The organism is Sphingobacterium sp. UME9 (genome assembly GCF_014170215.1).
GTDB classification, from domain to species: domain Bacteria; phylum Bacteroidota; class Bacteroidia; order Sphingobacteriales; family Sphingobacteriaceae; genus Sphingobacterium; species Sphingobacterium paramultivorum.
The window spans coordinates 145,399-158,475 of record NZ_LZZP01000009.1 but is presented as its reverse complement, the minus strand read 5'-3'; the positions used below and the strand labels follow the sequence as shown (position 1 = coordinate 158,475).

14 protein-coding genes are annotated in these 13,077 nt (G+C 40.0%); 7 read left to right on the top strand and 7 right to left on the bottom strand.

Translation table 11 applies throughout. From position 1 onward, the window contains the following. Positions 1-9 precede the first annotated feature (9 nt). The 3 genes from A9970_RS13950 (at position 10) to A9970_RS13940 (ending at position 2,795) form a co-directional block, all read left to right on the top strand. The gene (locus A9970_RS13950) at positions 10-900 is read left to right on the top strand and encodes a DUF6694 family lipoprotein (RefSeq protein WP_182982734.1); all 891 of its coding nucleotides are present in this window, start codon (positions 10-12) and stop codon (positions 898-900) included. A gap of 151 nt (positions 901-1,051) precedes the next feature. Then, positions 1,052-1,858: an AraC family transcriptional regulator gene (locus tag A9970_RS13945; protein WP_182982733.1), complete on the top strand. Its 807-nt coding sequence runs from the start codon at positions 1,052-1,054 to the stop codon at positions 1,856-1,858. Between the two features lie 151 nt (positions 1,859-2,009). Further along, on the top strand, positions 2,010-2,795 hold the full coding sequence (locus tag A9970_RS13940) for a lipocalin family protein (RefSeq protein ID WP_182982732.1): 786 nt from the start codon (positions 2,010-2,012) through the stop codon (positions 2,793-2,795). Positions 2,796-2,962: 167 nt separating this feature from the next. On the opposite strand, the gene A9970_RS13935 is transcribed toward A9970_RS13940, so the two are convergent. The 5 genes from A9970_RS13935 to A9970_RS13915 all read right to left on the bottom strand — a co-directional run bounded on the left by A9970_RS13935 (position 2,963) and on the right by A9970_RS13915 (position 9,898). Next, entirely contained in the window at positions 2,963-4,462 is a 1,500-nt protein-coding gene (locus A9970_RS13935; RefSeq protein ID WP_182982731.1) for a SusD/RagB family nutrient-binding outer membrane lipoprotein, read from the bottom strand. Positions 4,463-4,472: 10 nt separating this feature from the next. Next, complete coding sequence (locus A9970_RS13930; protein ID WP_182982912.1) at positions 4,473-7,829, bottom strand: SusC/RagA family TonB-linked outer membrane protein; 3,357 nt, start codon at positions 7,827-7,829, stop codon at positions 4,473-4,475. A gap of 25 nt (positions 7,830-7,854) precedes the next feature. Beyond that, positions 7,855-8,880, bottom strand: a complete 1,026-nt coding sequence (locus A9970_RS13925; protein WP_182982730.1) for a FecR family protein — start codon at positions 8,878-8,880, stop codon at positions 7,855-7,857. Positions 8,881-8,922: 42 nt separating this feature from the next. After that, positions 8,923-9,453 carry a sigma-70 family RNA polymerase sigma factor gene (locus A9970_RS13920; protein ID WP_120335467.1) on the bottom strand — a complete coding sequence of 177 codons (531 nt, stop codon included), beginning with the start codon at positions 9,451-9,453 and terminating at the stop codon, positions 8,923-8,925. A gap of 79 nt (positions 9,454-9,532) precedes the next feature. Continuing rightward, positions 9,533-9,898 (bottom strand): hypothetical protein, encoded by a 366-nt coding sequence (locus A9970_RS13915; protein ID WP_182982729.1) that lies wholly within the window; start codon positions 9,896-9,898, stop codon positions 9,533-9,535. Between the two features lie 328 nt (positions 9,899-10,226). Between A9970_RS13915 and A9970_RS13910 the strand changes: the two genes are divergently transcribed. Both A9970_RS13910 and A9970_RS13905 read left to right on the top strand, forming a co-directional pair. Further along, on the top strand, positions 10,227-10,622 hold the full coding sequence (locus A9970_RS13910; protein WP_075991410.1) for a hypothetical protein: 396 nt from the start codon (positions 10,227-10,229) through the stop codon (positions 10,620-10,622). Between the two features lie 128 nt (positions 10,623-10,750). Further along, positions 10,751-10,936 carry a CsbD family protein gene (locus tag A9970_RS13905; protein WP_046672091.1) on the top strand — a complete coding sequence of 62 codons (186 nt, stop codon included), beginning with the start codon at positions 10,751-10,753 and terminating at the stop codon, positions 10,934-10,936. Positions 10,937-11,091: 155 nt separating this feature from the next. On the opposite strand, the gene A9970_RS29050 is transcribed toward A9970_RS13905, so the two are convergent. Both A9970_RS29050 and A9970_RS13900 read right to left on the bottom strand, forming a co-directional pair. After that, positions 11,092-11,247, bottom strand: coding sequence for a DUF5777 family beta-barrel protein (locus A9970_RS29050; RefSeq protein ID WP_220801613.1), 156 nt, complete (start codon positions 11,245-11,247; stop codon positions 11,092-11,094). 14 nt (positions 11,248-11,261) lie between these two features. Further along, on the bottom strand, positions 11,262-11,510 hold the full coding sequence (locus A9970_RS13900; RefSeq protein WP_182982728.1) for a DUF5777 family beta-barrel protein: 249 nt from the start codon (positions 11,508-11,510) through the stop codon (positions 11,262-11,264). Positions 11,511-11,930: 420 nt separating this feature from the next. Between A9970_RS13900 and A9970_RS13895 the strand changes: the two genes are divergently transcribed. Together A9970_RS13895 and A9970_RS13890 are read left to right on the top strand one after the other, a co-directional pair. After that, positions 11,931-12,092 carry a hypothetical protein gene (locus A9970_RS13895; protein WP_182982727.1) on the top strand — a complete coding sequence of 54 codons (162 nt, stop codon included), beginning with the start codon at positions 11,931-11,933 and terminating at the stop codon, positions 12,090-12,092. A 50-nt stretch (positions 12,093-12,142) separates the two neighbouring features. Continuing rightward, positions 12,143-12,589 carry a nuclear transport factor 2 family protein gene (locus A9970_RS13890; protein ID WP_182982726.1) on the top strand — a complete coding sequence of 149 codons (447 nt, stop codon included), beginning with the start codon at positions 12,143-12,145 and terminating at the stop codon, positions 12,587-12,589. Positions 12,590-13,077 lie beyond the last annotated feature (488 nt).

Below are 13,077 nucleotides of genomic sequence, written 5' to 3'. Positions count from 1 at the left end.
CTATTTAAAATGAAACAATGCATAAAAATCGCACTGATCGGACTATTCTTGACATTATCTATAAGCTCTTGTAGCGAAAGACTAAGTGGAAAGGACGAGTCGTCCTTTGACAGTTCCCGTAAAAAGGTAGAAGCGAAGCTGAATGACAAAGAAAAAGCGAACTTGGAAAAGGCCTTGCGAGTGGCACTATCCGAAGCGATGTGGCTCAAAATGAACGAACCTCAAAAATATAATGAGGAATCAATAAATCGTATTTCGTTGGGTATGATCGATGGAAAATCTTACGGTGCAGTATTGGACCTGGCCGATGACATTCTTCAAAAACAACAGGAAAGGAAAATAGCTCATCTTCAAAATGAGATCGATAGTCTACAAAAACATAAAACTGAATTTGAACAGGTAAAGAAAGAGCTGGCTGTTTTTCAGTTGGAACCTATTGAACTGGGACTCGAAGATTTCTTTGGCGAACCTGTTCCAAGAATTATAGTGACTATGAAGTATACGGGTAAAAAGCCGCTAAAAGGAAGCCAGGGCTTTTCATATGTGCTGAAAAAACGTTCTTCACAAACTATTATCAGTAATGAGCAAGCTGTTTTTGGCGAATCTGACAGTGTGCTTCAGCCAGGTGAGTCTCGTGTCAATACGATAGTCTTCAATCAGCAAAAAAAAGATTATCCTAAACTCTGGAGCTTTCCTCGCTATCCCGTCAAAGGAATCAATCTGACAGATTACGATCTGGAATTAGTTGTGACGACGCAATCGATCAAATCGAATGACCGGGAGACAGTTCTTCCTGAAGGTAGTATAGCATTGATTGATGAAAACTTAAAAAAATTAGAAAAGGAAATTACCGAACTAAAGAAAGAGAAAATTAGCCTTGACGATTTGGAATTGACGTAATTTGAGTATAGTACGTAAAATCTTTTTTTCAAATCGCTGCCCAATTTCCCGTTTAATACATTTGTCGATCCTATTTTTGTAAAAATGTCCCTGAATTAAAAAAGGGACATGAATTACAGTTTTATTTTTGAAGAAAGTACCATTTTAAAGCATGAAATTAGACTTTTATAAGCCGATTAACGAAACATTAAGAAAATACATTAAAGGATATTATTTCATTGCTAAAAATCAAGATAGTGGGCCTATTAAGTATTGGACTTTTCCAAATAACTACTGTATTTTAACGGTGAATCAGCAGTTTGAGGTGGAAGATAAAGGGCACCTCGTCACGATAAGTTCTTCTGAAACAAATAATATTATGACTTGCGTTGTCTCTAGGTATACCAAACCGATGCAGATTTTTTATAAGGAACTTGTTGATGAATTAACTATCTATTTTCATCCCTTAGGCATCAATCATTTCATTGAAGATCCTGCAAAGCTCTTTATAAGGAAAACACAGATTGATATAAATTTTTTGGATGGATTTAATGATAAAATGAGGACACTCTTTTCTTTGGATAGAGCGTCTCAAATTATTGAACTAGAGTCTTACTTATTGTCTAAACTCAAAGCGGATAAAGATCTTACGATCTTTAGACAAATGCTGGCAGATCTCGAAAACGAACTTACGGTCGATCAATTAGCTAAGAAGTATCATTTCTCCCGACAGTATATTAACAGATTATTTTTACGGAATTTAGGTAAATCCCCCTCTGAATACAAAAAAATACATCGTTTTAGACAGGCCCTGAAAATGCAACATAAATCCAAGCGATTTTCACTTTTGCTAAATACAGGGTTTTACGATCAATCACATTATATTAAGGATTTCAAGGCATTTACAGCTTTAAACCCGAATAGCTTTTTTAAAGATGTTGATGTGAATAAAGAAAATGTTTGGCTAATTGTGGAGTAGTTTCCATTTTTACAATTTTACTCTTTTCTAAAAGCATAAATTTGATGATCCGATGTGCATCATCTGTTTTCACTTTAATTTAACCTCGTATTCCCACAACATGAATTGGAAGACACTACATCTTTATCTGTATACATTTTGCCGGTATTTTATGGCAACTGTAATCATTTCGTACGCTGCCGCTAAACTCCTGGAAACACAATTTACCTCGCAACCGAGCGTGTTTGATAAACCGCTTTCAGCGCTTTCAGGATTCGAATTGACATGGTATTATTTTGGCTATTCCAAATGGTACGGTAATGCAATTGCTGTTGCGCAGCTTATCAGTGCGTTATTGCTCTTTTTTCGCAAAACTGCCAGAATCGGTGTGATCCTTTTTCTGACCTTTATCGTCAACATTTTATTGATGGATTTTGCCTTTGACATTCAAGGTGCAAAAGGTATGGCAACCGTTCTTACCTTAATGGCTGTTTTCGTGCTTTTATCAGATTATAAAGCTTTTTATGCCTTTTTTATTGACAGCGCCCCTTTATTTACCGATGCAGATAGACCTAATTGGTTCAATAAAGTCAGTAAAATTAAATTCATCTATATTCCATTGGCAGCGATTGGAATTGTTACATTATTGGCGGTATTGAAAAACAAGTACCTCGCGAAAGATGAATTGTATGGAGCCTGGGAACATGCGATTACGAAGGAAAGATTATATTTTGAGGCAGCTCGGCATTTTCAGTCAAAATTGCCCTGTTCGGTAGAAAATGGTACTGACGGATATTATCGTATTTCAGCGGACTCACTGTTGTTTTACCCTCCAAAGGGGAATGATGGCTTGGGTAAAGACAGCTTAATTTATTACTCCGGAAAATTTTCCATCAGCGGTAATGAGTTGAAAATTATACAGCACAATAAAACGGAAATATTTAAGAGGATCCGATAGTATCGTTTGACTTATATTTTATTGGTAAGACCTGACAACCAGGCGAATTGGAGATGAGAAGAAATAAGTAGGGCCCTGATATTAATATCAGGGCCCTACTTATTAGCACTTCTTTGAATGATTGTGAACAGCTTTTTCTGTCTATAATCTCGGCTAAAAAAGTGCAGTTATTTCTTGTCCCACCAAACTTTGGATAGGAAAGAGTCACCATTTGTCATGCGTGCTGCAGCCTCTTTTAAATTTGCTGCGTTTAACTCAGCCTCTTCACTGGAATAAATAGCTCTACGCGGTATTTGTCCGTTGGTGGAACCTGGGTTAGGACCGGGGGTTAATCGAGGATATCCTGTACGTCGCCATTCGGCAAAGGCTTCCATGTCCCGGCCAAATAGGTGAATCCATTTTTGTGTCGCTATTTTCTCCATTTTCTGTTCGTCTGTCAAGCCGCTTAGATTGAGCACAGGTTCGTATGCAGAAGGGATTGCCGTCATATTGTATGGCGGAAGTGCCAGCGCAGCTTTAACACCGTCTGTAAAGAACGTTTGGGCATTTGCACTTGTAGCACCCCAGCCAAGAAGTGCAGCTTCGGCTTTGTAAAAACAGATATCCGAATACGTAAACGCATAGCTTGGGATCGGTGCGAATGAAAGGCTGAACCAAGTCGACTTATTGGCTGTTGAATAGTTGGCGCGAATCAGTTGTGATAGCTGGTTATCGGTCAACGAAACCCCAATACCTTGATAGGTTGCGACTCCATTGCTAATGACCGGTTCGGCAAGTAAAGGAAGCCTTGGATCATTGTATTCTTTGAGTTTGTCAACCAGCGTATTAGCCAAATAACGTAGATCGGCACTTCCGGTAGTCATTTGACGTAAAATCGGGTTCTGGTTTTCAGCTTGAGCATCGTTGTAGGTCGGTACTGCTGCATTATCACTGTTGCTGGAGAATAGACCTATAGCAGAAGTCATGGCTTCGGTAACCGTTTTCTGTGCCAAAGAAGGATTGGCGTACCGCATGCGTATGCCGAGCTTTAATTTGAGCGAATTGCCAAATTTTTTCCATTTATCGATACTGCCTTTGTAAAAGAAATCTGAAGAGCCGTAAGAGAGGTCTCCGCTCGTAAGCCTTGCTATAGCTGCATCGACCTTTTGAACCAGTGCCGGATAGATATCTTCTTGTTTGTCAAATTTGGGCGTACGGTTAATTTCCTTATTGGATTTTGTGATCTCGGAGTAGGGGATGTCACCAAACAAGTCTGTAAGGCGCTGATAGAGGTATACTTCATAAAGTTCGGCAATAGCCAGTTTACTTCTCCCTTCTACATTGTCTTCCTTGCCGCTCAATTCCTGTTTGATCTGAACGATATTGCGGAGCAGGGTGTAGTGCTGCGACCAAATAAGATTTTCGGGTCCTTCAAAATATCGAGAAACAGGCACTACCGGTCCACCAGCCCAATGTTGGATCCAAGAGCCAAACTTGTTGTTGGGTAGTTCCCCAGATTCCTGAAAAGTACCATCACGTAGAATGCGAGCTATGAGTAAGGAAGGGTCTACAGTGGTGACAGATGTCGGCGGCGTATTAATCCGTTCGAAATCTTTGGTACATGAACCTAATCCTGCCACAGAAATAAGTCCGACGATGAATGTATTTTTAAATAGTTTCTTTTTCATGATAAAGGGTTTACAGACCAACAGTGAGATTAATACCGAATGTGCGCATCATTGGAAGTGAAGTTGATTCAATACCAATCGAGCTATTGTTTACATTGAAAGCAGAAGCTTCTGGTGAAAATCCATCAGTTTTCCGTTGAAAATAAAATAGGTTACGTCCATAGACGCCCAATTTTAGGGAGTTAACAAGTTTATGTGGCATCAGCTTTTTAGGGAAAGAATAGGAGAGACTGATTTCGCGCATGGCAATATAACTCATATCATTGATCATTTCTTCGGATACCATGACTTCTTTGTCACTCGCAACCATGTTCCAGTAATCTTGTGCGGCAACCTGCTTGCTGTTTTTTGTTCCTGTGCTTGTCCAGTTTCCTGATCCATCTTTTTGTCCGACCATCCCTTCGGCAACGTAGGTGCCATCACGGCCTTCCAAGGTCTTTTTAGAAGTACCATAAATGATCTGCTCACGATTGGATTGGGAGAAGATCACGCCGCCCTGACGGATATCGACAAGTGCATAGAGGTTGAAACCTTTATATTTAAAGGTATTGGCAAAACCACCCAGCCAGTCGGGTTGTGCATTTCCAAGATCGGTTTCTACACGTCCGGCTGTGCGCAAAGGCAGTCCAGTGGTAGGGTCGATCAACCTATTTCCCTGATCATCTTTGATCCAAGCAAACTGTGTCCCAATTAGCTGGCCGAATGGTTTTCCGACCTCCGCAACCACATTTATCCCGCGGTCTGTAGCGAGTAAAAAGCTTTCTACACCGGGATAGAGTGATTCAACTTTATTTCTGTTGCGGTTGTAATTGAAGGTTGTATTCCATTCGAAACCCGATTCGCTTTTGATTGGTGTTGCTCCCAATACAAATTCAATACCTCTGTTGCTAATTTCTCCAGCGTTGATCCTATTTTTTACATAGAGACTGGAAGGGGCGATTGGTACGTCCAAAATCTGATTCTTTGTCTTGGCCTGATAGTAGGTGAAGGAGAAAGAAAGTCTGTTTTTTAGAAATCTCAGATCTGCCCCAGCTTCGATTGACGTGGTCAATTCGTTTTTCAAATTCGGATCAGGAATAATTTCTGTATAAGAAGCCATCGGCACGCCACCATGGGTATACTGGTTGAGACTATATGCTCCTGTCAGCTGATATGGGTTTCCTGAACTACCGGCCTGGGCCCATGAAGCTCTGATTTTGGCGAAAGACAGTGCGTCAGATTGCCATTTGAAGGCATCCGATAAGACTAAACTGGAACTTACACTCGGGTAGAAAAACGAATTGTTTTCCTTTGACAGGGTCGAAGACCAGTCGTTACGGGCAGAGAAATCAACAAACCAATAGTCTTTGTAACTGAACTGGCCCGATAGATAAGCCGAATTAATCTTGGACTCGATCAGGTCAAATATGTAACTATTTGTCGTGGTGTTATTGATTACAAAGAGATTCGGAACAATAAATTGATTGCCTGAATTTCCTGTCATACGCAAATACCGGCTTTGATGGCTGGCTCCTAAGTTAGCACTGAGTTTAATGTCATCAGTCAATTTGAAGTTGGAGCTAGCGAGGACGTCAAAATTGTCTTCGCGGGCTCTGATGACCTCTTCGCGAATATCACCCTTTCGGTTCAAGCTTTGGTAGGTGTTTATTGGACGGTAACGAAACCGTTGATCGGTATAGAAGTCCGTACCCCCGGTCGCTGTGACCTTAAGCCAAGGAGCAAAGTCGTAACTCAGACGGAGTAACCCTATGATGCGGTCCCGACGATCTTCATTGTGGTTTTCATGAATGGTCCAAAAGGGGTTGGCTGTGGAACTATTGGTGGCATATGTTTTCTCCAATCCTTCCGTCAATCCCGAAAATCCAAGCTGTCTGCTGATCTCCTGTGCGTTCCATTTATACTGTGCCATGATGTCGTTGCCCAAGCTTCGCGGCTGGCTGATAAATAGGTAGGCAGGATTGTCTGCAGCATCGGCCAGTGTTGGCCGGTTTTGCCCCTTTTGCGCGATATAGTTCGCCTTGATGTCGATGTGAAATTTATCGGTTATTTTGGCTTGGGTGCGCAGACCGAAATTGTTTCTCTTCAGCGTATTGGTTGGGATATAACCCTTTACATCTGTATTGGCAAATGAAAAACGGTAGTTTACTTTGTCGGTTCCGCCATCGATACTAAGGTTGTTGACAAACTGTTTCTCCGTTTGAAAAAACGACGAGTAGGTATCTGGTTTTGGTGTTAACTGTAAGATGTTGCCATAAGCATCTTCATAAGTCTGGCCTTCCATTTTTGCACCCCAGCTTGCCCGTGTCGTACGGTCACGTCCGGCACTCATTTTAGGCATACCACTGTAACCATTTTTCAGCGCTTCACTCATGGAAACAATGGTGCCGTCATCTTTTCTGAAATGTGTAAATGTTCCGTTCAATCCTTGTCCATAGACATTTTGAAAATCAGGTAAGACCAGCCCATTGCCTAATGAAAAATCTGTACCATAGCTAAAACGCGTCTTACCAGCTTTACCAGATTTAGTTGTGATCAAGATAACGCCGTTACTTCCTCTTTGTCCATAAAGTGCGGCCGCATTCGGGCCTTTTAATACCGACATCGTTTCGATGTCTTCGGGATTGATGTTTCCGATTCCGTCGCCATAATCGGTTCCCCCAGACTGGTTTGGAGATGAAATGTTTTGATTATCAATCGGTACTCCATCAACAACATAGAGCGGCTGGCTATTACCGATAAGTGAGTTGTTACCACGTATCACGACCTTGGATGAACCTCCGGCACCGGATGCAGCGCGGCTCACCTGCACGCCGGCAACTTTACCCGATAAGGCATTCGCCACATTGGTCTCCTTACCCTGCGTCAGCTCGTCGCCTTTGAGTTCAGCGACCGTATAACCGAGCGCTTTTTTTTCGCGTTTGATACCAAGCGCTGTAACGACAACCTCCTGTAGGTTTTGCGCACTCGATTCCAAACTGATATTGATCGCTAGCTTGTCTCTGTCTGTAATGGTGTAATCCAACAGTTCTCTGCTTTTAAAACCGATAGACGATACGCTGATCTGGTAGCCCTGTCCAGCGGGAATCTGGTCGAGTGAAAAAGTTCCGTCAGGCCTACTGGTTGTTGTTTTTTTCATTCCGCTCGTCGCATTACGTATGGTAACCGTTGCCGAGGGGATGGGCTTTCCTGTTTCATCTTTGATTACTCCGTTAATGGTCGCATTTTGTTGGGCATTAGCAAGAAGATAGCTTGTTGACAAAAGCCCCATGAGGCCAAGACGCAGTGCCCAGTTTACGTCGGCTCGAATGTTGGATCTCAACAATAGCATAGTCAGGATACTATGCTTGGAAGGTAAATAATTGTGCATAATTTGTGGGTTATCTGAGTGAATTTTATTCGGTTTGTACATGAATGGTTATTTTATGGAGTGCTTGGATATCAGCTAGCATGTTGACGTATGCTAATGCTGTATTTTTATACGTTCCACTATAGTATTTATCTTGTATATCTTTAGGTTCAAAGCTTAGTTTAAGGTCATAATTATGACTGATGATGTGAAGTACATCTTGTAATGGGAGGTTTTTAAAGATCAGCTGTCCGCTAGTTTTTAAGTAAGACCCTCTTTTGCTGGATTGAGAAGTATTGACTCGGGTTTCGGCAATGATCTGTTGTAGCTTGCGATCAATGCTGATTTCTTCGTTGGGTTGAAATTGTAAATTTAAGGCCTGTTTATTTTCAGGATGCTGATTGCTTTTGACTTCAATACGGCCTTCATAGAGTTTTATTTTCGTAATCGCGCTACCACCTTCTTCCACACTGAAAACAGTGCCAAGTGCGGTTGTTGTCAAATCTGCCGTATGAACGCGAAAAGGCTTTGTCTTATCCTTTGCTACCGTAAATTTGGCTTTACCTTTTAATTGAATTTCCCGCGCGCTAATAGTTGTGAAATCTGAACTGAATTTTACTTCAGAATTGGGGTATAGGTCGATAGTAGAACCGTCTGGAACTGGAATTTGTTGAATGGTATTACCTGAATTGATATAATATAAATTACTTGGTTGCTCCTGCGGTGTGGGCTGGACTTTCTTCGCGCTACGGTATGCGGTGTTATATTTAGGAGAATCGATCTGGTTTAATCCCAGCCAAGCTCCGATTCCGATGAAGAAGATAATAGCCGCATATTTTAACCAGCTGAAACGATCCTTATTTTTTTGCCCTATTTGTGTGAAAATATGTGCTTTTATTTCCTTTTGGTTTTTAAAATCCGAATCCATCTCATATGCTTGCCATTCCGTTTCCGGCATAAAATCTTCCCAATAAAACTCGTTATTGGCCAGTGCATTTTCTACTGTGGCAATTTCTTCCGCACTGGCTTTACCGCCTAGGTATTTGTCGATGAGTGTTTTTGTAATCTTCATGTATAAAGATTACGATTGAAAATGAGGTACCCCCCAAAGAAATTAAAAAATAATTTGCACCAGCATACTGAACAGTAAAGCCTTTCGAATGGTTTTTAGTGCTAGTGTCAATTGGTTCTCCACAGTTTTCGTCGATATGGCCAGCTTGTCCGCAATCTCCTTATGCGAAAGATTAGAAAACCGGCTTAGCATAAAAATCTCCTTGCGTTTCTCCGGTAGTTTATCGACAATTTCATGGAGTGTGGATGTAAGTTGTTTGGCATAAAAATCATCCTGAGGGCTATGGCGCAAGACGAATGTCTGATCGTGATCCAGAAGTTTCTTTCGGTTATACTCTGCCTTGACCAGATCGATCACCACTGTTCGGGTGATACAGAAAATTTGGGATTCTATGGTGGCATCGATATTTTTGTCACTCATATTTTTCCAGAGTTTGATAAATACACGCTGTACAGTTTCTTCGGCTAGATAAGAAGATTTGGTTTTATGGACTGCATATTGATATACTTTGGAACTCCATAGGTCAAAATATTCCTCGAATCTTCGAACGATAAGCGCATAATTGATTTCCATAGTGTAGGCTTGGAATAAATGAATTTAGCGATAATGCGCTTTCGCTGCAAGTTTTTTAAAAAATATTTTGCCTCCTTTCTTAGTGGATGAGATTTGTTTTCTGAATGATCTTCGATGTATGGTTATAGACTCTCAATTGGATATTAGTTCCCTGATCGGATTGATTTAGGAATACGATGTTCCCTTTCTGGTTGACATTCAGTGTGTATGTTTTGTTCTTCTCCATCTCAATCTCCTCTGATTCATTCAAAATTTTTAGCCGACCGGTCGATGTTTTTTTAGCCGTAATGGAAAATAGACTGGCATCTTCGGTTGAGATGGCTAAGGAACTATGTGCGGGGATTGATGTATTGATATACAAAGAGCCTTTTTCTTTTTTTTCTATCCGCTGAACGGTGCAAGACTGGAGGGCAATAAAAAATAGAAAGAAGGAAAATAATTTCATAAATAAGGCTGTTTTTTTTATAAGGGATCTAATCATGCATTATACCGGAGGTTTTTCCTACCACATTGGAGTTAGATTACTCCAATGTGGTAGGAAAAACCAGTTATGGTCTTAAAAATACAAAAAAATCATAATGACTTATTAATAGAAATGGGGTATTTAACGGATATCTGCATACGATCGTTGTGTATTTATTCGCTAGTTCGGTATTTATACCCCTTCTTATGTATTTGATACGGGTGTTTCTAAGGCTGTATTTGGACTGGCATAAAGTTTGAATTTTACCCAGCAGTAATAAAATAGAGTATTCACATTAACACATCGACGTATGAAAAAATTAATTCAAACACTGGGACTAGGTATGCTTATTTTAACGGTATTAGTAGGCTTTACATCATGTAGCAAAGACGATGATCCAGCCGACAACGATCTTTTTGTTGGTAAATATGAAGGCACTATCTCGTATGATGATATGAATAACAATGACAATGATGTTGCCGCTGCAGAAGGAACAGTTACCGTAACAAAAGTTGGCGATACCTATAATTTCGCTTTTGGAAATGGCATTCCAAATCTCAACGGCGTAGATTTTGAAAAAAAGGATAACGTCTTGGTCAACATTGGTTCGGCAGGTACAGGAGTTATCCGTATTGATGCTGGTAAATTGACAATTGGTTATACAAAAGACAGCAAGGTATGGACGGCCAATTGTAACCGGAAATAATATTATGAAGAATAGAAAGTGCTTGTTTACGAGGTGAATGTTATAAAATTAACATTTTATAACATTATTTTTTAAACGATTAGCTGTACGATACTGTTCTATTAATAAACAACGAAAGGAAAATAATTATGAGCGAATTAACATGGAAAGGCCGTTGGAACGAAATCAAAGGTAAGGTAAAACAACAATATGCAGATCTTACTGATGATGATCTATTGTACGCCGAGGGCAAAGAAGATGAGTTGGTAGGTAAGCTTCAAAAGAAGACTGGTAAAACACAAGATGAGGTAAATAAGTGGTTAAATGATTTGTAGATTTAATATTGTGTGATAAAAAAGCGGATAACAGCATTGTTATCCGCTTTTTTTATTTAAGGCCATATCACTCATGAGGATTTTAAGCATTTTGAATTCCTATTGCTTTGGATAGATTCTTTTCTTGCCAAGTCCCCGATGGAGCGATTTACTTTTTATTTTTTATTAAAATTGAAACGGCGAGCAATGCTAAATCCCCAACGGAATTGTCCCTTACCCCAGGAGCTATTTGTTTCGCTAATAAACTGAGATTCTTGTATTGCGGTTGCATTGGTAAAATTGAGATGGAAGATATGTCCTCCGGTATCCATTTCCAAACCGACACCTAATGCATTATAATAACGCTGTCCGCTTTTACATCTTCACGGTATTTTTTGTTCGACGACTTTCGGAAAGGTAATGTATAGTCTGCTACTAATGCGATCCTATTGCTGACCTTGGCCCGCCCGCCAATACCAAGAGCAAATACATCATTCTGATCGTTATAAGCTGTATAATTCCGGTGAAGAAAGGTCGGGACCACAACGAGCGATAGATTTGAGCTAAATTTACGGGCAATGATGAGCTGCGTCACATAACTCAATCGGTCATTGAAGTCTTCAAAGCTTGCTGCCGAAGATTTATCCGGGCTGGCCGGAAATGTGGATCTGGAATCTAAAGTCGTCGCGTTTACCTTGGGAATGAGTTAGTAATTCGGATATATTCCATCGCAGACGACCAACTAAACCTATTTTAGCGAGCTTGTACCCTGTTACTAGCCCGTTTGTACCCCCCGAAAAAAATTGGCACCTGATCTTTCTGATCAGGCAAATAAGTACGTTTCTTTTTTACTGTATATCGTCATTCACTTCAAAATGCACAGAAAATTAAACTTCTATTACATTTTAATGTGCTGTACGTATGTGAACAATTCGGTTAATAACTGTTCGCATACGTACATTTCGTTTTTTGAAGAAGAGCTTAGATCGCCCATAATGGGCTTTAAAAGGCATAAATGAACCTTGGGGCCAACTGGTATGGTCTTTGGCACGGAGCTAATAAAATTGATCGTATGTTCTTTATGCATTTTGAAGTTCACTTTTCCATTTTAGCCATTCAGCGACTTTTGCTGGTTATTGATCTAAAATCCATGGGCAACAAGCATTTGGAGCGATAATTTTGAGTCAACAGATAAGCAAGGTAAAAAAAACACAAAAAAAAGATAGTATGAAAACTCTCGTAAAAACATTCACAGTAGCAGCTTTAATGGCCGTATCAACATTTGCTATGGCAGCTGAAGGACCGGGTTCAAAATCAAACCCAGTCAGCATTAATCTATCAACCGCAGACTTTGCGCTAGAGCACTATGTCGCCGTGATCACTGAAGGTGAGTCGGCTGGAATAGAACAGTTGTTTGCTGAAGACTTTAATCTAAAGGTACAAACGGGCACCTTAAAGTCATATAGCCGCTATGAAGTGGTTAAATCCTTGAAAAAGCAAAAAAATATCCACCTGAATTGTGCGGTTAGCACAGATGTAGTTGAACAGTCTACAGATTATATGGTGGCCAGGGTTATTTTGAAATTTGAAAATTTTACCAAAACCGATCTTGTTACCTTAGTGCGTGAAGGTAAAGACTGGAGAGTATCCAAATCGATCAATTCCTATAAATAGAATCTCATAATTTTGGGGCCAGCTTAGTTATACCAAAAGCTGATCCCTAGTGAATAACATGTTTATAAATTTAGTTTAGAAGCCACGTCGGGAGATGTGGCTTTTTTTGTCTGCCGAAACCAGAATATCCTTTAACAAGGTCAAAAAGCCTAAATTGACGAATTTACCCCTTAAAATAAGAAGATTCTACCCCCCTTCCTCTGTAACGTTTTTGATAATATTGCAAGTGTCAATATGACGTTTTATTGTGTTGACGATGTTAAATAACCAAGAGTGTTTGCCTGATTAGATGAATACCCTCTCCAAATCACATAAAAAATAGGTGGAGGGAAAGTAAAGTTGGCTAAAACTCAAAAACAGCTAAATAACCAAGTTTAATTATGATGAATTTACCAATCAAAAGTGGATTGTTTGATCCTTGAATTCCTTATGGAACGCAATATTGCTACCTCATATTGCCATGTTACTCTTCATCAAAATATTATTTA